The sequence below is a fragment of the Pseudomonas sp. EA_65y_Pfl2_P74 genome, assembly GCF_963970575.1.
Lineage (GTDB): Bacteria > Pseudomonadota > Gammaproteobacteria > Pseudomonadales > Pseudomonadaceae > Aquipseudomonas > Aquipseudomonas baetica_A.
Window position 1 is genome coordinate 63,449 of record NZ_CAXAOQ010000001.1, and the last position, 20,385, is coordinate 83,833.

Consider the following 20,385-nt stretch of genomic DNA (forward strand, 5'->3'; position numbering starts at 1 on the left):
TTTAGCGTCCCGAGACCAGTTCAACCACGGTTTCACCGGTCGCCGGGTCGTAGCGACTGATGCGTCCCTTGTGCGGATCACCAGCGCGCACCCGTGCGATCAGCGTGACGTCGCTGTCGAAATCGATGCGTTGATGGGCGTACAGACTGCGCAACGCCGGCAGCGGCAGGCCACTGACCTCGCTCAGCCACTGACAGAGGGCCGGCTCGTCGTGCTCGCCTGCGAGCACTCGGTGCAGGTTGTCGAGATCGGCCAGACGCTGCGGATGGCATAGCCCGACGAAGCTGGAGAACTCGCGGCCACGATCAACGAACGGCGCAAACTGCATACACACCAATTGCATTTCATTGAGACCGAACGCCTGCTCGGCGAAGCGCTCGGCGAGCGTGCGGCGCGCCTGCATGCCCGGCGCATCGACATAGGCCGACATGGCCAGATCGATCAGGCGCTGGGGCATTTCTTTCTTGCGCATGAGCGCCTGCGCCAGCTCCAGGTATTCGGCAATCCCCTGGTTGTAGCTGCGACCCTGCACGTACTCGGCCTTCAGCCCGCGAAAGTGCGCCATCAACATCGGGTTGGCGCAATCGGATTCGGTGAAGCTGAATGCCAGCTCTTCGAAGCGAAAATCGAGGAATTCGGTAATCAGCTCCCAATGATCCTCGACCTTGTAGCTGACCAGATCATAAATGCTGATGAACGCTGGATCGGCGTTGTCGTCACCGCAGGCAACGCGTCGTTCCTCGCGATGCTGATCGAAGCCTTCGCCGAACAGTTCGATGAAATAGCGCTGGGCCACGCCATCCAGTGCTTGCAGCAACCCGCGAAAGCCCTGCCGGCGGCATTCTTCGACATCCAGCCCGAGACGCTGCGCCAGACGCATGATCCAGGTGAAATAGTGCTTCTGCTCTTTGCGCGAATCACCGGTGACCACTGCATCGACGCCGCCCTGCCACCACGCGGCGCGACCATAGAAATCCGCCACGGCGAGGTTGCAGCTGTTGCAGAAGGTCGGGCGACCGTCGCCAGCGGTGCGGTGGCCGTTCATCAGCACGTCGAAACGGTTCATCGCCTGTACATCGTCGGGGAACGGCAGATGCCGTTCGAACGGGCGAATCTGGCGGTGATCGACCACCAGCATTTCTACTCGCGGATCATCGAACAGGTGCAGCGCGCGGTAGACCCGATCAATGTTGGCCATCACCGCATCCGGCACGCCGGCATGGCGCATGTTGGCGATGCGCAACTGAAAGGTACGGCCATGCAGGATTGACAGCTGTAACTGGGTGGCGCGCAGCATGGCCACGGTGTAAGAACTGTCTTTACCGCCGCCGTAAGCGACCATCAATTTGTAGCCGGTCAGCCCGTCGAGACCGCCCGCAGCGTCAATCAGACGCTCGCCGAGGACAGCCACTGCGCGACGTTCGTCGGCGCGCAAATAGTGGTTGATCTGACCCAGCAGCGGTTCGTCGTTCAAGGCTTGGGAAGTGGGGGCGTTCATAGTGGTTCCGCCTGGAATTGGAATGCCTGAGTGGTGTGGCGGATATCGTTTTCAGTGGCCACTTCGCTACCGCCGACAAAAATGAAGCGTCCGCTGTGCAGGGCGTCGTAGCTGCCGCCGGACTCGAGAATCTGCCCCGGCTCGGGCAGCAACTCGCGCCACAGACTGGGCACGGTTTCGCGCAACGAATCGGCTTGCACTACCCGGCACGGCAGGGCAGCGGGTTTCGGGATCACCAGCCAGCCGCCGCTCGGGTCGTGGCTGACGGCGGGCACCGGCACTTGATCGCCGGCGAGGCGGCGCAGCCAATGCTCGTAGAGATTGACTCCGAACACTTTGTTGATCAGGTGCGGGACTTCGCTGCCGCCGACCCGCGCACCGATTTCGAGGAACACCAGCGAGTCGTCCGGTTCGACGAAAATTTCCAGGTGGAACGCCGTGCAGCGCAGATCGAGGGCACGCATGATCTGTTGGCTGAAAGCCTCGATGCGCGTACGCAGGGCCGATGCCTGGACGATCACCGAGCCCAGTGGCTGCGCCTTGGCGAAATCCAGGCAACTGTTGATGTAACGCGACACCACCTGAAACGGCACGCTGCCGTCGACATCGACGAAGCCGTCGATGTGGTAGGTCTGGCCGTGCATGAAGCCTTCGATCTCATAGCGCGACAGGTCGATGCTATTGAGCAGCGTGCGCAGTTCAATCTCGTTTTCGACCTTCTCCACGCCCATGCTCGCGGCGCCGTCCACTGGTTTTACGATCAGCGGGAAACCGATTTCCCGGGCAAAATCCACGGCCTGTTGCACCGACTCGCAACGCGCAAACGGCGGCACCGGCAGGCCATGGTTTTGCAGGATTTCCTTCATGCGTGCCTTGTCGCGGTAAACCGCCACTTCATCCGGGCCGTGTCCGGGAATGTTCAGGGTCTGGCGCACGCGCGCGGCGATTTCCAGGGTGAACTCGGACAGGGCAATCAACTGATCGACGGGGCCGACGCGTTCGATGACTTCCTGCACCGCGCCGAGCAGTTGCTCGTATTGGTTGACGTCAGCGACCTGCACCTGATGAGCGATATGCTGCGCCGGAGCGAGTACGCCGTCGGCGCCGAGTGCATCGACCACGTAGCTGATCCGGTGTTGTTGATGGTCGAAGAAATCTTCGTAGCGAGTCAGTTCGTTGTCCCAGCGGCGCCCATCACGAAAGCGCGGCCAGCGGTTGACGATTACGATGTGCATCGTGGTAATCCTATGAATGAGTGAAGTCAGTCGTGGCCGGAGGGTCAGCCCCAGGACGTCACACTGTCGGCGAGTACGGAGTCAGCGTCGGGCTGCGCGTGCAGCGAGCCCAGATAGCGGCTGAAGGTGTCGATAGCGTCGGGGCCGACGAACACCTGGTTGTAACCGGCATCGATCAAGGCTTGCCGGACTGCCAGGGTTTCATTTTCGGAAGTGGTCAGCTTGCCGCCGATCACGCAGGCCAGTTGCGGGTGCAGTTGGCGCACCTTGCGGATCAGCTCCAGACCCTGGGAGTAACCGTGGCCATTCACGCTGCTGACCACCAGCAACTGCGTGCGGCGCTGTTGCAATGCACTGAGCACTGTGTCCATCGGCGTGCAACTGCCGAGGTTCTTCACGTTCAAGCCGTGCTCGCCCAGCCACAGTTGCAGGTACACCAGATTCCACATGTGCGAGTCAGACTCGACGGTGGCGAGCAGGCAGTGAGGCCGAGTTTTCATTGGGATGCCTCCATGGCGAGCGATGGACCTTCGAGGGCGAGGCGAAAGCGCCGGGTGGTTAAAATGAACAGCAGAGTGCCGGGCACGGTCAGCACGAGTGCCAGCACCAGAATCAGCACCTGCACGCCGTAGACGTGGCCGACGCTGGCGGTGAGCAAACCACCCAGGGGATAAGAGAGCAGGTTGACCAGATAAAACGGCCCCATGACTTTGCCCAGATGAGCGCTCTCGATCGCCTTGATCCGCTGCGTACGGTTGAACACGTTGAACAGTGCGCATCCGGCCATTGCCAGCAGGAAACTCAGGGCATACAGCAACACACCGCTGGCCACGCCCATGCAGATCAGGCCCAGGCACAGCAAGGCAAAACCCAGTGCACCGAGTCGATAAATCGACATGCGCGCCAACAGTCGCGGCACCAGAATGAAGTTCAACAGACCCAGCGCGCCGGCCCCTGCATTCATCAGACCAAACACGCCGTCGGCGGCGCTGAACACGCCGCTGATGACGAACGCGTTGGCGCTGAGCACGGCAGCGAATGCCAGATTGATGCTGAAATTCAGCCCGGCCAGCGACAGCACTGGCGGGTTGCCAAGCAACAGGCGCCAGCCGAGCGCGAGATCCTTGAACACGCTGGTCGGGCGACTGACGGAGCGCGCCGTCGGCAAACCTGTCCAGAACAGCGCCGCAGCACACAGTGCGACTGCCGCCAGCCCCAGCAGCCAGCGCTTGTCGGCATACATCGCCAACCCGGCGGCGAGTGCCGGGCCCAGCGCCATGGCCAGCAGCTCCATGTTCTGCACCAGCGACTGACAGTGAGCGAGGCGTTCAGGGCCGGCGATCAGCGGCACGCTTTTTTCAACCGCCATGCGCACCGGCGCCATTAGCACCGACAATACGATGCCGTTGCCGATCAACGCCCAGATCATCCATTGCGGCTGATACCAGCAGATCCCCAGTGTCACGGCGATGCTCAGTCCCCGCGCAGTATTGGCGCCGCGAAACAGCAGGCGCCCACCAAACCGGTCAGCCAGCAACCCGGCGAACGGATAGGCAATCAGTGCCGGCAGCCACTCCAGCGCAAACGCCACGCCGGAATAGCGCACGTTGCCAGTGAGCTGGAAAATCATCAACGGCACGGCAAACAGCACGGTCTGCTCCGCCAGCAAGGCACACAGCAACCCGGCACCGAACCAACGAATCGCGCTATTGCGTGCAGCGTCGTTGATGTCATGCATGCTCGCGGTCCCAAACGGTTTCCAGCTCGCGCAGATAAGGCAGCACGTATTTGCAGAAACGGCGCATTTCGTCGCGGGTTGGCCAGCCAGAGAAAATGAACTCGCTGATGCCGACTTTTTTGTACTCGAACAAGTATTCGGCGACTTCCTGATAGCTGCCGACCACGCACAATGCCGGACCGCCACGATAGGCCACGGCACCCGACCAGAGCATCGGCGACAGCCAGTCGTGTTCAGCTTTGTCGGCAAGGCGGAACGAGGTTTTCACCGCTTCCGAATCGCAGCGTCCGACGAACTCACGCACCCATTCGCGATGCTGTTCGTCCGGGTTTTCCATCATGCTCTCGACCGCCGCCAGCGCTTCGGCGCGGGTTTCGCGGGCGAGTACGTGCATGCGAATTCCCACCGAGCAACCGGACTGCAAAACCGTGCGGGCGGCCTCGGCAATTCCTTGCGGTGTATCGCCGTAACGCAGCCAGCAATCGCTGTGCTGGATGGCGATCTGCTGGGCAACGTCCGAGGCGCCGCTGAGATAAATACGCGGACGCTCGGCATCCTTGAACGGCAACCCGAGCTGGGCTTTTTCGATGCGGTAGTGCTTGCCGTGGTAGGTCAGCGGTGATTCGCCGCTCCAGAACCGATTGAGGATGTCGAGGAATTCGCCGGTGCGCTCATAGCGTCCGTCGTGCGCCACGAAGTCGCCGTAATAGGCTTGTTCGTCCGGGGAAATGCCGGCGACCAGATTCAGCGAGATACGCTTGTCCGACATCCACGACACGGTGTTGACGATCTGCGTGAACAGGGTCGGCGGCACCAGCCCCGGACGGTAAGCCAGAATGAATTTGACGCGATCGGTCTCACGCACCAGCGCGCCAATCATCGGCAGCGGATCGGGCATGTGGTAGCTGATGCCCATCAACAGCGAGTCGATGCCCAGCTCATCGGCTTCCTTGGCGAAATCGACGATCCCGGCGAAGTCGAGGGCGCCGGTGTCGTATTTTTCCGAGGCCTTTTGCTGACCGCTATCGAGCGGTGAGCACCAGTGAATACGCAGTGCAGACATTATGTTTCTCCATGGCCAAGCCTGCCGCCGCGGCAGCGGAGCAGGCTGTGAGAGTCAGGTCCGGATCAGAACAGGAAGCGGGTACCGACCGTGCGGTCGAACAGCGCTACATCGCGGATGCGTCGCTTGCCACAGATGAACTTGAGCAGACGCTCGATGCCCAGACCGCCACCGGCGCTCGGGTGCAGCAAGCCGCGCCGGGCGACTTCCAGGTAGTTGGCGAACGGCTGCAGGTCCATCGACAGCTCGTTCATGCGGTAGACGATCTGCTCGTACTCGAACTCACGCTCCGCGCCGGACAGGGCTTCGCCATAGCCATCGGGATAGATCAGGTCGTAGTTGTTGTAAGTGCCGCGCTTGCCCGGTGTTTCGCGATCGTAGAACTCGCGACGGTAGTTGGTGACGAAAAACGGCGTGTGCGCTTTGGCCGACATGATCTTCTCGAAGTCGTCGCCATGTTCGGCGCGCAACGCGTCGCAGCTGTAGATCGGGAACGCTGTGGCGAAATGCGGCAGTTGGCGGCCGAGTTGGGACAGTTCGGCGGCGCAGTGCTGAGTGACCTCGGCGAACACATGCTTTATCAGGCCTTCAATAAGGGCCATGACCTGATGCATGTCACCGTCGCGGATCTCGAAATCGAACTGCGAGAACTCCAGCAAATGGTTTTCCGAATCCTTGATCTCGGCCTTTTCCAGGCGGATGTTCGGCGCCACGATAAAGATCTTGTCGTGGCCTTTGGCGGTCAATGCCAACTGCTTGTGGAAGATCATGCTGGCGGTCAGTTTCAGGCGCCGTTCTTCATATTGAAGTTCAGCGGGATACACCGCGTGATTCAGCGGATCTGTGATGGGCGACATCAGAATCGGCATCAACTGTTTGAAGTCACGCTCAAGCAAATACTGTTGTAGCGCCTGTAGGACACGTCCTCGGACGATGGCAATGGATTCTATGTCAGGATTAGCGAAATCGGCGAAGTTACTTGTAATTTCTTCCATGATTGGCCAGATATTCAGGGAGTTAGGGAGGCCTGATTATTGTTTAATCGGAAGAAAACTCAATGTACAGATTTCGGCTAAAAAGCAACACAGAGCCTCGGTTTGGTTGTTTACATGACCTTTTGCGTGGACGATGTCGCGCTGTTGAAATTGATCAGTTGGCGCACCTGGGGGGCAGTTCGTTCGGGCCCTTGTTGGCAGGCGTCGTTTTCTCTATCTGTCTATTCAGAGTTTGCCCATGACTGCCCTGACCGGTTCGCGATCCCATCGGTTTTCCAGGTCTGACTACAAGACCCTGGGCCTCGCAGCCCTGGGTGGTGCACTGGAAATCTACGACTTCATTATCTTCGTGTTTTTCGCACTGACCCTCAGTCAGCTGTTCTTTCCGCCAGAAATGCCGCAGTGGCTGAGATTGCTGCAAAGCTTCGGCATTTTTGTCACTGGCTATCTGGCACGACCGCTCGGCGGAATTCTGATGGCGCACTTCGCCGATCAGCTGGGGCGCAAGCGCGTGTTCAGCCTGAGCATCTTGATGATGGCGTTGCCCTGCCTGCTGATTGGCATCATGCCGACCTACGCTCAGATTGGTTACTTCGCACCGTTGCTGCTGTTGCTGCTGCGTGTGTTGCAAGGCGCCGCAGTCGGTGGGGAAGTGCCGAGTGCCTGGGTGTTCGTCGCCGAGCACGCGCCGGCCGGTCATCGCGGTTATGCGCTGGGTTTCCTGCAAGCCGGACTGACCTTTGGCTATTTGCTCGGAGCGCTGACCGCGACCCTGCTGGCGCAAGTGTTCACTCCCGCGGAAATTCTCGATTACGCGTGGCGCTTTCCGTTTCTGCTCGGCGGATTGTTCGGCGTGATCGGTGTCTGGCTGCGTCGCTGGCTGAGCGAGACGCCGGTGTTCATGGCTTTGCAGGCGCGCCGTGAGGCTGACGCCGAACTGCCGTTGCGCACCGTGATGCGCGAGCATCGGCACATGTTGTTGCCGGCGATGATTCTGACCTGCGTGCTGACGTCGGCAGTGGTGGTGCTGGTGGTGATCACCCCGACGGTCATGCAAAAAAGCTTCGGCATGAGCCCCAGCCATACATTCGCCCTGAGCAGCCTCGGTATTGTCTTCCTGAATATCGGTTGTGTGCTGGCCGGGTTGATCGTCGACCGGCTCGGCGCCTGGCGCACGGTCATGTTGTACAGCGTGCTGCTGCCGGTCGGCGTGGCCCTGCTTTATGGCTGCCTGATCAGTGGCGGTGCGTGGCTGGGGCTGGCGTATGCGCTGGCGGGATTGGGGTGTGGTGTGGTCGGCGCAGTGCCGTCGGTGATGGTTAGCCTGTTTCCCGCACACATCCGCGTCTCGGGCATTTCGTTTACCTACAACATTGCCTATGCACTGTGGGCGAGCACCACACCGCTGTTGTTGATCGGGCTGATGCCGTGGAGCCCGTGGGTGTGCGTGGCGTACAGCCTGGTGATGGGCGCGGTGGGCGTTGCCTGCGCCGCATATTTCGGTGGGCGCGATACGGCTTCAACCAGTCAGACGCTGGTTGCCGAGCGCTAAGGCAGACATTTTGCAGCCTGCGCACTATGGTTTTGCACGGACGGCTATTGGATGACTGATTTACATGACTTGTCGGCGGCACAACTGCTGGCCTTGTTTGCCAGCGGTAAGTTGTCGCCGCTGGACTACTACGATCACCTGCTGGCGCACATCGAGCGCTGGGAACCGAGCATCAATGCGCTGTACGCGTTCGATCCGCAGCGCGTACTCGATCAGGCGCGCGCGTCGACTGAACGCTGGAGTCGTGGAACCCCACGCGGCATGCTCGACGGCATCCCGGTGACACTCAAGGAATTGATCGCCACTGAGGGCGATTGCATCCCCCAAGGTTCGCGCGCCACGACGTTGATCGCGGCGACTGCCGACGCGCCGCCGGCCGCGCGTTTGCGTGAAGCCGGGGCGATCATTCTGGGCAAAACCACGGTGCCGGATTTCGGCATGCTGTCGTCGGGGTTGTCGAGTTTCCATGGCATCACGCGCAACCCGTGGGACACCACGCAAAACCCCGGCGGCTCGAGTTCCGGCGCGGCGGCTGCGGCGGCGGCGGGTTATGGTCCGCTGCATGTCGGCACCGACATCGGCGGCTCGGTACGCTTGCCGGCCGGCTGGTGTGGGTTGGTGGGGTTCAAGCCAACGCTTGGACGGATCCCGATTGATCCGTATTACACCGGCCGTTGCGCGGGGCCGATGACCCGCACCGTGGATGATTGCGCGCTGATGATGCGTTATCTGGCGTTACCGGATGCGCGCGACGCCACCAGCCTGCCGGCGCAAGCGCTGGACTGGAACCTGCAAACACCGTCGATGCAGGGTCTACGCATCGGGCTGATGCTCGACCCCGGCTGCGGCTTCCAGCCTGAACATGAAGTCTGTGAAGCGGTGCGAGATGCCGCGCGAATGTTCGAGGCGCATGGCGCGCAGGTGCACTTGATCGGGTCGCTGATGGATCGACAATTGCTCGACGGCCTCGATGATTTCTGGCGCGCCCGCCAGCTGTCGCAACTGCAAAGCTTGAGCACGGCGCAACGCGACAACGTCTTGCCCTACATTCAGGACTGGGCGGCACCGGCGGCCGAGATGAGCGCGGTGCATGCGGTTGAAGGTTTCAATCAGACCTTTGAAATCCGTCGTCGCTGCGCGCAGTTGTTCGGCGACGTCGACTTGCTGTTGTCGCCGACCAATCAGGTCAGCAGCTTTCCCGCTGAATGGCCCTCGCCCGGCAATGACCCGCGCCAGCCTTTTGAACACATCGTGTTCACGCTGCCATGGAATATGGGCGAGCAACCGGCCTTGTCGATCAACTGCGGGTTCACATCAGCGGGTATGCCGATCGGCCTGCAAATGGTTGCACCGCGGTTTGCCGATCAATGGTTGTTGCAGTGCGCCAAGGCTTACGAAGGCTGGCGCGGCCCGATCAAACACTGGCCGTCTGCGCCACCCCACTGATCCCTGGCCGTGCCCGTAGGCCGCTCAAGCGCCAGACGCTTAGGCTGCGTGCACTCTTTTTTAAAGGCCTTTTTCCATGCAATCACATGTACGTCGGGCGTTGCTGCCAATGCTGCTCATCGCCCAGCCCGCTTGTGCCGGTGACCCCGTCACAGCGCAGGATCAGGCGATAGGTCTGATCGATGGCAGCCACCTCAACCTGAATTTGCGCCACTACTATTCCAACCAGCACACCCAGCGCAGTACCCACCTGGTGATCAAAAAGGCCGGCGTCGCACAGCCCACACGCCAGCGCGACACCTGGGTGCAGACCGCGATGCTCAATTACATCTCGGGCTACACCGAAGGTTGGGTGGGCTTCGGTGTCGATGCCTCGCTGTTCAGCGCAGTGACCCTTGAGCGTGGGCACGGTGCGGTGGCCAATGGCGGTGACCGGGTGCTGGTCGACAGCGATGGCGACGCGGTCCCGAGCTGGAGTCGTCTGGGTGTCGGCGACGTGAAACTGCGAGTGTCGAGCACCGAACTCAAGGCCGGGCGGATGCTCACGGAAAACCCGATCCTGCGCTACAAGGACAACCGTGCCTTGCCGTCAACCTTTCAGGGCATTGGCCTGAACAGCAACGAACTCGACTGGCTGGCGCTGCAAGCGGGCAGCTTCGAGCGCGCCATCCCGCGTACCGGCACTGGCAGCGAACGCCTGACCACCACCTTCGGCAATCGCGCCTACAGCGGTTCACGTATCAGCTATCTCGGCGCGACAGCCAAAGCGCCCTACGGTCTGACATTGAGCGCTTATGGCTCGCGGTTCGAGGACATGTGGCAGCAATACTATCTGGGCGCGACTCACGTAACGGGGGATCGCGCCAATCTCGCGCTGAAAACCAGCCTCAACTACTACCGCACGCGCGATCAGGGTGAACAAAACCTGGGCTTCATCGACAACCACGCCTACAGCCTGGCAATCACCGCCGCCCATGGCGCGCACGCTCTGACTACGGCGTGGCAGCAGGTGTTCGGCAACGAATATTTCGACTACGTGTGGGAGTCCACAGGCAACTACATGGCTAACTCGCTGTACTCGGACTACAACGGTCCGAACGAAAAATCCTGGCAACTGCGCTATGACTTCGACCTCGCCAGCTACGGCGTGCCGGGCCTGACCGCCAGCCTGTGGCACGCCAAGGGCTGGGGCATCGATGGCACCCACTACAGCGGCGACCGCGACGGACGCAACACCGGCTACAACGTGCGCGGGCTGGACGGTGCCAAGCACAACGAAAATGGCTTGATGCTCGCCTACGTGGTGCAGTCCGGCACCCTGAAAAATACGGCGCTGCGCAGTATCGTCTATAACCACCGCGCGAGTGGCGGGCAGATCGACGGCAGTTACGACGAGTTCCGTCTGGTGGCGAATGTACCGCTCAGCCTGTTTTGAATGCGCCGAGAACGCTGCGTAGTCTGCGGCGTTATCCACAGCAGAAATATTTCAACGGCGTTAACCCGAACGCAACGGACTGCCCGTCTCAGTGGATGAATGATCAATTTCATCCCGAGGTCAGCCCCCATGTCCCGTTCCCTGCCTTTTCTGCGACCTGCTGCGGTCAGCGTGCTGTTGTCCATCGCCGGTTGCGGTGTTTCCTCCAACCCGCAATCCGTTGCTGTCCCCGCGCCGGCCCAGCCATCGGTTCAACAGGAGGCGATGCTGGCCGACAGTGCGCAGGCCAAGCGCAGTGTTCGCCCTGCACCGATTGCCAGTTTCGCAGCGATGCCCGCGCGGGAAAGTTATCCACAAGGCTATCGCGACGAGCCGCGTGAGCAATATCAAACGCTGGCCGACAACCCCATCCACAGCGTGGCCCAAACCCCGGTCTCGACCTTCAGCGCCGACGTCGACACGGGCGCCTATGCCAATGTCCGCCGCTTGCTCAATCAAGGACGCCTACCGCCGGAAGGTGCGGTGCGGCTGGAGGAAATGGTCAATTACTTCCCCTATGACTATGCGCTGCCCAGCGACGGCTCGCCGTTTGGCGTGACTACCGAACTGGCGGCGTCGCCATGGAACCCGCACACTCGCTTGTTGCGCATCGGCATCAAGGCGTCCGACCGCGCCGTGGCAGAACTGGCCCCGGCCAATCTGGTGTTTCTGGTGGACGTGTCCGGCTCGATGGATCGCCGCGAAGGTCTGCCGATGGTCAAAAGCACACTGAAACTGCTGGTCGATCAATTGCGCGAGCAGGACAGGGTGTCGCTGGTCGTGTATGCCGGCGACGCCCGCGTGGTGCTTGAACCCACTTCCGGGCGGGAAAAAGCCAGGATTCGTAACGCCATCGAGCAATTGACCGCCGGCGGCTCGACCGCTGGCGCGTCGGGCATCGAACTGGCCTATCAAATGGCCCAACAGGCGTTCATCCCCAAAGGCATCAACCGCATCCTGCTGGCCACCGACGGTGATTTCAACGTCGGCGTCAGCGACTTCGACAGCCTTAAACAAATGGCTGTGGATAAACGTAAAACCGGAATTTCCCTGACCACCCTGGGTTTCGGTGTGGATAACTACAATGAACACCTGATGGAACAACTGGCGGACGCTGGCGATGGCAACTACGCCTACATCGACAACCTGCGCGAAGCACGCAAAGTATTGGTCGATCAACTCGCCTCGACCCTTGCCGTGGTGGCGAAAAACGTCAAATTGCAGGTGGAGTTCAACCCGGCGCAGGTCAGTGAATATTGCCTGCTCGGCTACGAAAACCGTGCACTCAAGCGTGAGGATTTCAGCAATGACAAAGTCGATGCAGGCGAAATCGGCGCAGGACACACGGTGACCGCGCTGTACGAAATTGTTCCGGCAGGCGAGAAGGGCTGGCTGGAGCCACTGCGCTATGGTCAATCGAGTGCGGTTGTTGCGCAGAAGAACGGAGAATTGGCGATGCTGCGTGTGCGATATCAACAGCCCGAAGGTGGGAAAAGTCTGCTGATCGAGCGGCCGATTGCCAATCAGGTTGCACCGGCCAGCGAAGACCTGCGCTTTGCGGCGGCGGTTGCTGCGTTTTCCCAGCAACTCAAGGACGGTCGCTACACCGGCGATTTCAGCCTCAAGGACACCGAAGCGCTGGCCCGTGGCGCGCGAGGCGATGACCGTTTCGGCCTGCGCAACGAGTTCGTGCAATTGGTCGAACTGGCGCAGAGCCTGCGCAGTTCAACCGCATCGAATGCGCAGCCCACTGAGCGACGGATTGAATAGTGAGTCGCCTCAAAGGCTTCATCGGTCAGCTGTTTGCTTCGCCAGACAGCTCAACCGCCAGCAGCGATGAAGCGTTGCTGGCGCGCTACCGCGAGGGCGACGGCGCGGCGTTCGAGATCTTGTACGCCCGCCATCGCCAAGCGTTGTATCGGTTCCTGCTCGGCTTGAGCGGCAAACCCGAACTGGCCGACGAAGTGTTTCAGGAAACCTGGTTGAGCCTGATCCGCAGCGCCAGTCAGCCACAAGGACGGGCGACCTTTCGTACATGGCTGTTCCAGATCGCCCGCAATCGCCTGATCGATCACTGGCGCAAGCACGGCGCCCAGCAACCGCTGCACGACAGTTACGATGAGCAAACCCACGCTGTCAGTGACGAGGCGACCGATCCCGAGCAACTGTTGAGCCTCAGCCGCGACAGCCAACGCCTCGAAACCGCTCTGCAAAACCTGCCCGCCGACCAGCGCGAAGTGTTCCTGCTGCGCGCCCACGGCGACCTCGACCTGGCACAAATCGCCAGCCTCACCGAAACACCGCTGGAAACCGTCAAGAGCCGCTTGCGCTACGCCCAGCAAAAACTGCGTCGGCTGCTGGCCGAGGAGGTACTGACATGACTGACGCCCGCCAGACACCCGAAGATCCTGTGATCAAACATGTTCGCGAACAGCACAATGCCGAGCCGCCCGCGCACCTCGACGCGTTCATCCTCAAGGCTGCCCACCGCGAAGTCTCGGCACCGAAGCCAGGCCTGTGGCAACGCTGGCTCGACGCCTGCCGCAAACCACGCTGGCAAGTCGCATTCGCCAGCCTCGTCGGCGTGGCCCTGATGTTGTCACTGGTGCAACGCGCCCCCGAACCGCAACCCCAATTCGACTTCGCCCCGGCGGCCAAACCTGCTGCCTCAATGGCCCGTAAACAAGCGCCCGAAGCGCAATCACTGGCCGCCCCCGCACCGATGGCGGAAATGGCCGCGCCTATGCAAAGCCAATCCAACCGCGCCGACGAAGCCAAACTCAGCAAACGCGCCGCCGCCCCCGCCAACGGCCTCGACGAACAACTGCGCGAAGTCCTGCGCCTGCGCGAATCCGGCCAATCAAAAGTCGCCGACACCCTGTTCAACCAACTGCACAAACGCTACCCGAACGCCGACCTCGACGCCCGGCTCCAGCAAATCCAGCAGAACTGACCGCCTGTTCGCCCAGCCATTTGGCATTGCCCCGCAAAAACGCGCAATATCGGGCCATAGCTGAATCGCTGGAGAACACCGTGGCACCAAAAATCGACCGCATCGCCCAACTCCTCAACTGCCCGCAAAAAGGCGAAGAGATGCGCCGCGCGATTACCGAAGCGCGTAAGGAGTTTCTGCTGAGCCAGCAGGAAGAGGATGTGCTTGAGGAAGAGGATGTCTTTGAAGAGGAGTTGGGGGAGGAAGAGGATGAGGATGAGGATTACGACGAGTTTGATTGGACGACGGAGTGATGGTTGAAGTTTGGATGCTCGGTGAAACCCAGCAACTCATGGCTTTTGGTCGTTGCGTTTGAAGGCAGTTGTCAACTCTAAGTTGACAACTGCCCGCCCGGCCGAGGCTTCATTGATCAAAAAGCTGGAATTATTCACCCGAAAAGCCAACGCCCACAAAAAAGCCCCGGACCATTACAGTCCGGGGCTTTCTCGTTTAAATCAATGGTGCACCAGGCGGGATTCGAACCCACGACCCCTGCCTTCGGAGGGCAGTACTCTATCCAGCTGAGCTACTGGTGCAGCGGGCGACATCATACCTAGGTCGGCTCGGGGCGTCCATGCCGGGTTTTGGGGCGTATTGTCAGTGCGAGTGTCGGCTGGAGTCGCTGTATTCCATAAAGCGGTAACGTCCTGCAAAACCCTCGCTTGGCGCTTTGACGGGGGTGTTCTATGGTTTTCCTGCGGCGGGGGCGTTTTGCTCGTTGATCTGAAAAACTTCACAAACACGCCGTTTTTGTTCTTTTTTTCGAACGCCCTATTGTCCTTTAAACCCTTTGCTCCTACGATCCGTTTGAGATTTCAAACGCTCGTTGACTGGGCGTTGAAGCGCAGGTGTTTCGAGTCGTGCACGATTGATGCGCCTCACCCGGTCACTGATTTCCCTGACGGCAGCCTTGCGAGGCGCCTTTCTACAATCATAATTTGCTCCGCGCAGGCCGCGGTGCTGTTAAGGAAAGCCGACATGCAGCTTAAAGACACCCAGTTGTTCCGCCAGCAAGCCTTCATTGATGGCGCTTGGGTCGATGCGGACAACGGTCAGACGATCAAGGTCAACAACCCGGCCACCGGCGAAATTCTCGGTACCGTGCCGAAGATGGGCGCTGCCGAAACCCGCCGTGCCATTGAAGCCGCTGATAAAGCGCTGCCGGCCTGGCGTGCACTGACCGCCAAAGAGCGTGCCGGCAAACTGCGTCGCTGGTTCGAGCTGATGATCGAAAACCAGGACGACCTCGCTCGCCTGATGACCCTCGAACAGGGCAAGCCGCTGGCCGAAGCCAAGGGCGAAATCGTTTACGCCGCTTCGTTCATCGAGTGGTTCGCTGAAGAAGCCAAGCGCATTTACGGTGACGTGATTCCGGGCCACCAGCCGGACAAACGCCTGATCGTGATCAAGCAGCCAATCGGCGTGACCGCAGCCATTACCCCGTGGAACTTCCCGGCCGCGATGATCACCCGTAAGGCCGGCCCGGCGCTGGCTGCCGGTTGCACCATGGTGCTCAAGCCTGCTTCGCAAACCCCTTTCTCCGCATTCGCACTGGCTGAACTGGCCCAGCGTGCCGGCATTCCTGCGGGTGTGTTCAGCGTGGTATCCGGCAGCGCCGGCGACATCGGCAGCGAGCTGACCAGCAACCCGATCGTGCGCAAGCTGTCCTTCACCGGTTCGACCGAAATCGGCCGTCAACTGATGGCCGAATGTGCCAAGGACATCAAGAAAGTCTCGCTGGAACTGGGCGGCAACGCGCCGTTCATCGTGTTCGACGACGCAGACCTGGATAAGGCCGTTGAAGGCGCGATCATTTCCAAGTACCGCAACAACGGTCAGACCTGCGTCTGCGCCAACCGTCTGTACATTCAGGATTCGGTCTACGACGCCTTCGCCGAGAAGCTGAAAGTGGCCGTGGCCAAACTGAAGATCGGCAACGGTCTGGAAGACGGCACCACCACTGGCCCGCTGATCGACGAAAAAGCCGTGGCCAAGGTGCAAGAACACATCGCTGACGCCGTGGCCAAAGGCGCCACGGTGCTGGCCGGTGGCAAGCCGATGGAAGGCAACTTCTTCGAGCCGACCATCCTGACCAACGTGCCGAAAGACGCAGCGGTCGCCAAGGAAGAAACGTTCGGTCCGCTGGCGCCGCTGTTCCGCTTCAAAGACGAAGCCGAAGTGATCGCGATGTCCAACGACACCGAGTTCGGTCTGGCCTCTTACTTCTACGCTCGTGACCTGGGCCGTGTGTTCCGTGTGGCCGAAGCCCTGGAATACGGCATGGTCGGCGTCAACACCGGGCTGATCTCCAACGAAGTCGCGCCATTCGGCGGCATCAAGGCGTCGGGTCTGGGCCGTGAAGGCTCCAAGTACGGCATCGAAGATTACCTGGAAATCAAATACCTCTGCCTGGGCATCTAAGCCGGGAAAGGGATTGCTGCAAACGCAAAGGGCACGAGAGCGCTGTCCCTTTGCGTCGTTTCAAACCGGAATTTTCTCTGCGGCCGGGAACGCCGTGGCAGTCGATCATCGCATGCTGCCACCGTCGCTTCCTCCCGCTTAATCCTTGAACCACGCCGCCCGATGAGCGGCGAATGAGGACTGTAATGAGCAAGACTAACGCTGAACTGATGGCCCGCCGTACCGCTGCCGTACCTCGTGGTGTTGGCCAGATTCACCCGATCTTCGCCGAATCCGCGAAGAACGCTACCGTGACTGACGTTGAAGGTCGTGAATTCATCGACTTCGCCGGCGGTATCGCTGTACTGAACACCGGCCACGTGCACCCGAAAATCATCGCCGCCGTGACCGAACAGCTGAACAAGCTGACCCACACCTGCTTCCAGGTGCTGGCCTACGAGCCGTACGTTGAGCTGTGCGAAAAAATCAACGCCAAGGTGCCAGGTGATTTCGCCAAGAAAACCCTGCTGGTCACCACCGGTTCCGAAGCGGTGGAAAACGCCGTGAAAATCGCCCGTGCCGCCACTGGCCGTGCCGGCGTGATCGCCTTCACCGGCGCTTACCACGGTCGCACCATGATGACCCTGGGCCTGACCGGTAAGGTCGTGCCTTACTCGGCCGGCATGGGCCTGATGCCAGGCGGCATCTTCCGCGCGCTGTACCCTAACGAACTGCACGGCGTGAGCATCGACGATTCGATCGCTTCTATCGAGCGCATCTTCAAGAACGACGCTGAGCCGCGTGACATCGCTGCCATCATCATCGAGCCGGTTCAGGGCGAAGGCGGTTTCTACGTCGCGCCTAAAGAGTTCATGAAGCGTCTGCGCGCCCTGTGCGACCAGCACGGCATTCTGTTGATCGCTGACGAAGTGCAGACCGGCGCTGGCCGTACCGGCACCTTCTTCGCCATGGAGCAGATGGGCGTTGCTGCCGACCTGACCACTTTCGCCAAATCCATCGCTGGCGGTTTCCCGCTGGCCGGTGTGTGCGGCAAGGCCGAATACATGGACGCCATCGCTCCAGGCGGCCTGGGTGGCACTTACGCCGGTAGCCCGATCGCTTGCGCGGCGGCTCTGGCGGTGATGGAAGTTTTCGAAGAAGAAAAACTGCTGGATCGCTGCAAGGCTGTCGGCGAGCGACTGGTCACTGGCCTCAAAGCCATCCAGGCCAAGTACCCGGTTATCGGCGAAGTCCGTGCCCTGGGCGCAATGATCGCCGTCGAGCTGTTCGAGAACGGCGACAGCCACAAGCCGAACGCTGCCGCTGTGGCGTCCGTTGTGGCCAAGGCTCGCGACAAGGGCCTGATCCTGTTGTCCTGCGGCACCTACGGCAACGTTCTGCGCGTACTCGTACCGCTGACCTCGCCGGATGAGCAACTGGACAAAGGTCTGGCGATCATCGAAGAGTGCTTCTCCGAGCTGTAAGGTCGGGCGCTGTGTGACTGGATAGACAAAAAACCCGCTTCGGCGGGTTTTTTTTCGTCTGTGGAATCACATCATCAGGTTTAGCGCTGTATCGAATAGCTCGCATTGGCTAAGGTTCAGGCATTGCAAGGGAGAGCGCGCATGACTGCCGTTGATTTACCCGCCGTACCCCGAGTGCTGATTGCCGAGGCCGACCCATGGTCTCGTGACCTGCTCAAGCAAGTGCTGCTCAATGTGCGCTGCGATGCGCGGCTGGATCTGTGTGCCGACGGCCAGCAAGCCCTCTCGCTGCTCAGCGAAGTGCCCTATGACCTGGCCATCGTCGATTGGGAGCTGCCCGGTGTCGATGGCTTGAGCGTGTTGCGCAGCGTGCGCCAGCGCAAACGCAATCCGCCGCTGCCGTTCATTCTGATGAGCAGTCGCAACGACAGCGCGAGCGTGCGCGAAGCCCTTCCGCTGGCGCCGACGGCGTACCTGACCAAACCCCTGAACATGGAAAGCCTGACGGAGCGTCTGCAAGGTTTGTTGCTCAATGCCGGTGAGGAAGTGTTCTGCGAAGTGCCGGCACTCGCGCCGGGCATGACCTTGTCGGTGTTCCTTGAGCGGCGCCGCGAGCAGACTGACGGCGCCCCGCTGATGACCGATGTGCAGGTGGCGGTCAAACGCAGCCTCAATCCCAATGGGCTGGACCTGAAGCTGCTGGAAGAGGAAATCCGCATCGACCCGCAGATCACCGCCGTACTGATCGCCGCAGCCAACAGCGCGGCGCAGCACCACGGTGCACCGGTGCAGACGTTGGCGCAGGCGCTGCATCGGCTGGGGACTGGGCAAAGCATGAACCTGATTCTGGGGTTGGCGCTCAAACGCAGCGCCAGGCTCAGCGATCCGTGTCTGGCGGACTATGCCGAGCGTTACTGGGGCCTGTCGCTGCACACCGCGGAGTACGCTCGCACCCTGGCGCGCTTGCTCGATCTGGATCAGGAGCGCTGCTATTGCGCCGGCATGTTGCATCGTTTGGGCGATCTGGCGTTGCTGCGCTGTCTGCAGGAGTGGAAGCAGGCCGGCGGGGAGCTGGATGAGTGTGAGGAAGTCGGCGACGCGCTGGCCGAGTTTGGCGCGGCGTATGGTTCGGCGTTGCGTACACGCTGGCGTTTGCCGTTGGAGTTGCGTGAGCTGATTGCTTCGGTCTACCAGCTCGGCGGCGGGGTGTATTCCCGCGAGGCGCTGGTGATGAACATGGCAGCGCAGATGGCTCGCCTGACGGAGCATGAAGGTGTTGAGGAACTGGCGAAGAGCCGCACGGCGCGGTTGCTCAAGATCGGGCTGCCGGAATTGATGCGGATGCGCAAATAACTGGAGTTTTCACAAACCCACAGTTGTTTTGTGTTGTCAGGCAGAGATAATCCGGTTTTTGCCCTGGCGTTTGGCTTCGTACATCGCTGCATCCGCACGGGCGAACAGGCTGTCGAGGCTGCCATCGCCCTCCTTGAGGCTGGTCAGACCCTGGCTCACCGTAATGCCGAACGTCTGGCCGTTGTGGTTGAAACTCAAGCGTTGGATCTCTCGTTGCAGCCGTTCGGCCACTTGCATCGCCATGTCTGGCGCGCAGCCGGGGAACACGGCGGCAAACTCTTCCCCACCAATACGCCCGAACAGATCTGCGCGTCGCAGCGAACCGCGACCGCACTCGGCGATCCGTTGCAGCACATTGTCACCCTCGGGATGGCCGTAGCTGTCGTTGATCACTTTGAAGTCATCGATATCCAGCAGCAGGAATGCCAGTGGTGAACCTTGCAGGCGCGCCTCTTCGAATTCGCGATTGGCGCATTCGAAGAAGTGGCGCCGATTGCTGCTTTGGGTCAGCACGTCGGTAGTGGCCAGGCGTTGCAACTCGGTTTCCATCTGCTTTTTATCGGTGATGTCCTCGGCGATACCGACAATCACCACCGGTTGTCCGGGTTCGTCCTGACGATTGATGAAGCATTTATCGCTGATCCAGCGTACCTGGCCGTCGGCGGCAATGATCCGGTATTCGCGATCTTCCACGGCGCCTTTGTGCAGGACGTCGGCGAGGCTGCGTTCGGCGTAGTCCAGATCGTCGGGGTAGATGCTGTCGCGCCACTGGTTGTAGTCGGCGAGCAAGAGGCCGGCGCAGCGGCCGAAAATCCGTTCATAGGCGGGGCTGACGTACAGCACCTGCCGGGTTTCCCAGTCGAAGGCCCACAGCACGGCATTGACGCTGACCAGCAGGGCGCTGAACAGTTGCTCGCGCTCGCTCAGCCGGGCGACTTCGCCTTGGGCGTGCATCAACGCCATGAGGGTTTGCGCGGCCTCGGGCCATTGCGGGAGGGATGAGTCTTTTTGGTTGTTGTTGACCATCGGCACAGATCTCAAAGGGCGTGCCGGAATTCGACAACGACCACAGTACGGCCCGCCGGGGTGGCGAAGTGTCTTTGAGATAGGGGATTGCGGGCTAAGTTCCGATGGGTGCGCCCGGGAGTCCGGACG

General features: G+C 60.8%; 17 protein-coding genes and 1 tRNA gene. 10 read left to right on the top strand and 8 right to left on the bottom strand.

Annotation, left to right across the window (positions count from 1 at the left end; translation table 11 throughout):
- Position 1: 1 nt before the first annotated feature.
- The 6 genes from AACY18_RS00265 to AACY18_RS00290 all read right to left on the bottom strand — a co-directional run bounded on the left by AACY18_RS00265 (position 2) and on the right by AACY18_RS00290 (position 6,529).
- The gene (locus AACY18_RS00265) at positions 2-1,498 is read right to left on the bottom strand and encodes a hypothetical protein (protein ID WP_221730969.1); all 1,497 of its coding nucleotides are present in this window, start codon (positions 1,496-1,498) and stop codon (positions 2-4) included.
- Positions 1,495-2,733 carry an ATP-grasp domain-containing protein gene (locus AACY18_RS00270; RefSeq protein ID WP_339431617.1) on the bottom strand — a complete coding sequence of 413 codons (1,239 nt, stop codon included), beginning with the start codon at positions 2,731-2,733 and terminating at the stop codon, positions 1,495-1,497. The genes AACY18_RS00265 and AACY18_RS00270 overlap by 4 nt, the downstream gene beginning before the upstream one ends.
- A gap of 44 nt (positions 2,734-2,777) precedes the next feature.
- The gene (locus AACY18_RS00275; protein WP_221730971.1) at positions 2,778-3,233 is read right to left on the bottom strand and encodes a cobalamin B12-binding domain-containing protein; all 456 of its coding nucleotides are present in this window, start codon (positions 3,231-3,233) and stop codon (positions 2,778-2,780) included.
- Positions 3,230-4,471, bottom strand: a complete 1,242-nt coding sequence (locus AACY18_RS00280) for an MFS transporter (RefSeq protein ID WP_339463938.1) — start codon at positions 4,469-4,471, stop codon at positions 3,230-3,232. Before AACY18_RS00280 ends, AACY18_RS00275 begins: the two co-directional genes overlap by 4 nt.
- On the bottom strand, positions 4,464-5,534 hold the full coding sequence (locus AACY18_RS00285; protein ID WP_339463939.1) for an LLM class flavin-dependent oxidoreductase: 1,071 nt from the start codon (positions 5,532-5,534) through the stop codon (positions 4,464-4,466). The genes AACY18_RS00280 and AACY18_RS00285 overlap by 8 nt, the downstream gene beginning before the upstream one ends.
- A 65-nt stretch (positions 5,535-5,599) precedes the next feature.
- Positions 5,600-6,529 carry an asparagine synthetase A gene (locus AACY18_RS00290; RefSeq protein ID WP_339431616.1) on the bottom strand — a complete coding sequence of 310 codons (930 nt, stop codon included), beginning with the start codon at positions 6,527-6,529 and terminating at the stop codon, positions 5,600-5,602.
- Between the two features lie 238 nt (positions 6,530-6,767).
- Between AACY18_RS00290 and AACY18_RS00295 the strand changes: the two genes are divergently transcribed.
- The 7 genes from AACY18_RS00295 to AACY18_RS00325 all read left to right on the top strand — a co-directional run bounded on the left by AACY18_RS00295 (position 6,768) and on the right by AACY18_RS00325 (position 14,247).
- Positions 6,768-8,081 (top strand): MFS transporter, encoded by a 1,314-nt coding sequence (locus AACY18_RS00295; RefSeq protein ID WP_339463940.1) that lies wholly within the window; start codon positions 6,768-6,770, stop codon positions 8,079-8,081.
- Between the two features lie 51 nt (positions 8,082-8,132).
- Positions 8,133-9,527 carry an amidase gene (locus AACY18_RS00300; protein WP_221730975.1) on the top strand — a complete coding sequence of 465 codons (1,395 nt, stop codon included), beginning with the start codon at positions 8,133-8,135 and terminating at the stop codon, positions 9,525-9,527.
- Positions 9,528-9,603: 76 nt separating this feature from the next.
- Entirely contained in the window at positions 9,604-10,962 is a 1,359-nt protein-coding gene (locus AACY18_RS00305) for an OprD family outer membrane porin (RefSeq protein WP_221730976.1), read from the top strand.
- Between the two features lie 129 nt (positions 10,963-11,091).
- Complete coding sequence (locus AACY18_RS00310) at positions 11,092-12,771, top strand: vWA domain-containing protein (protein ID WP_339463941.1); 1,680 nt, start codon at positions 11,092-11,094, stop codon at positions 12,769-12,771.
- Positions 12,772-12,800: 29 nt separating this feature from the next.
- The gene (locus tag AACY18_RS00315; RefSeq protein ID WP_401158969.1) at positions 12,801-13,382 is read left to right on the top strand and encodes an RNA polymerase sigma factor; all 582 of its coding nucleotides are present in this window, start codon (positions 12,801-12,803) and stop codon (positions 13,380-13,382) included.
- The gene (locus tag AACY18_RS00320) at positions 13,379-13,954 is read left to right on the top strand and encodes a hypothetical protein (protein ID WP_339431612.1); all 576 of its coding nucleotides are present in this window, start codon (positions 13,379-13,381) and stop codon (positions 13,952-13,954) included. Before AACY18_RS00315 ends, AACY18_RS00320 begins: the two co-directional genes overlap by 4 nt.
- Positions 13,955-14,010: 56 nt before the next feature.
- Positions 14,011-14,247: a hypothetical protein gene (locus tag AACY18_RS00325; RefSeq protein ID WP_445261939.1), complete on the top strand. Its 237-nt coding sequence runs from the start codon at positions 14,011-14,013 to the stop codon at positions 14,245-14,247.
- Positions 14,248-14,452: 205 nt separating this feature from the next.
- On the opposite strand, the gene AACY18_RS00330 is transcribed toward AACY18_RS00325, so the two are convergent.
- Positions 14,453-14,529 (bottom strand) — tRNA-Arg (locus AACY18_RS00330).
- Between the two features lie 442 nt (positions 14,530-14,971).
- Here AACY18_RS00330 and gabD point away from each other — a divergent pair.
- The 3 genes from gabD to AACY18_RS00345 all read left to right on the top strand — a co-directional run bounded on the left by gabD (position 14,972) and on the right by AACY18_RS00345 (position 19,230).
- On the top strand, positions 14,972-16,414 hold the full coding sequence (gene gabD, locus AACY18_RS00335; protein WP_339431610.1) for an NADP-dependent succinate-semialdehyde dehydrogenase: 1,443 nt from the start codon (positions 14,972-14,974) through the stop codon (positions 16,412-16,414).
- A gap of 185 nt (positions 16,415-16,599) precedes the next feature.
- The gene (gene gabT / locus AACY18_RS00340) at positions 16,600-17,877 is read left to right on the top strand and encodes a 4-aminobutyrate--2-oxoglutarate transaminase (RefSeq protein ID WP_339431609.1); all 1,278 of its coding nucleotides are present in this window, start codon (positions 16,600-16,602) and stop codon (positions 17,875-17,877) included.
- 141 nt (positions 17,878-18,018) lie between these two features.
- Positions 18,019-19,230: a response regulator gene (locus tag AACY18_RS00345; protein ID WP_221730982.1), complete on the top strand. Its 1,212-nt coding sequence runs from the start codon at positions 18,019-18,021 to the stop codon at positions 19,228-19,230.
- Positions 19,231-19,266: 36 nt separating this feature from the next.
- Here the strand turns inward: AACY18_RS00345 and AACY18_RS00350 are convergent, their stop codons facing one another.
- Positions 19,267-20,256 (bottom strand): GGDEF domain-containing protein, encoded by a 990-nt coding sequence (locus AACY18_RS00350; protein WP_339463943.1) that lies wholly within the window; start codon positions 20,254-20,256, stop codon positions 19,267-19,269.
- Positions 20,257-20,385 lie beyond the last annotated feature (129 nt).

Excerpts from the sequence above, each read along its gene's own strand:
- AACY18_RS00265 (WP_221730969.1), bottom strand. The coding sequence starts at position 1,498 with ATGAACGCCCCCACTTCCCAAGCCTTGAACGACGAACCGCTGCTGGGT.
- AACY18_RS00270 (WP_339431617.1), bottom strand. The coding sequence starts at position 2,733 with ATGCACATCGTAATCGTCAACCGCTGGCCGCGCTTTCGTGATGGGCGC.
- AACY18_RS00275 (WP_221730971.1), bottom strand. The coding sequence starts at position 3,233 with ATGAAAACTCGGCCTCACTGCCTGCTCGCCACCGTCGAGTCTGACTCG.
- AACY18_RS00280 (WP_339463938.1), bottom strand. The coding sequence starts at position 4,471 with ATGCATGACATCAACGACGCTGCACGCAATAGCGCGATTCGTTGGTTC.
- AACY18_RS00285 (WP_339463939.1), bottom strand. The coding sequence starts at position 5,534 with ATGTCTGCACTGCGTATTCACTGGTGCTCACCGCTCGATAGCGGTCAG.
- AACY18_RS00290 (WP_339431616.1), bottom strand. The coding sequence starts at position 6,529 with ATGGAAGAAATTACAAGTAACTTCGCCGATTTCGCTAATCCTGACATA.
- AACY18_RS00295 (WP_339463940.1), top strand. The coding sequence starts at position 6,768 with ATGACTGCCCTGACCGGTTCGCGATCCCATCGGTTTTCCAGGTCTGAC.
- AACY18_RS00300 (WP_221730975.1), top strand. The coding sequence starts at position 8,133 with ATGACTGATTTACATGACTTGTCGGCGGCACAACTGCTGGCCTTGTTT.
- AACY18_RS00305 (WP_221730976.1), top strand. The coding sequence starts at position 9,604 with ATGCAATCACATGTACGTCGGGCGTTGCTGCCAATGCTGCTCATCGCC.
- AACY18_RS00310 (WP_339463941.1), top strand. The coding sequence starts at position 11,092 with ATGTCCCGTTCCCTGCCTTTTCTGCGACCTGCTGCGGTCAGCGTGCTG.
- AACY18_RS00320 (WP_339431612.1), top strand. The coding sequence starts at position 13,379 with ATGACTGACGCCCGCCAGACACCCGAAGATCCTGTGATCAAACATGTT.
- gabD (WP_339431610.1), top strand. The coding sequence starts at position 14,972 with ATGCAGCTTAAAGACACCCAGTTGTTCCGCCAGCAAGCCTTCATTGAT.
- gabT (WP_339431609.1), top strand. The coding sequence starts at position 16,600 with ATGAGCAAGACTAACGCTGAACTGATGGCCCGCCGTACCGCTGCCGTA.
- AACY18_RS00345 (WP_221730982.1), top strand. The coding sequence starts at position 18,019 with ATGACTGCCGTTGATTTACCCGCCGTACCCCGAGTGCTGATTGCCGAG.
- AACY18_RS00350 (WP_339463943.1), bottom strand. The coding sequence starts at position 20,256 with ATGGTCAACAACAACCAAAAAGACTCATCCCTCCCGCAATGGCCCGAG.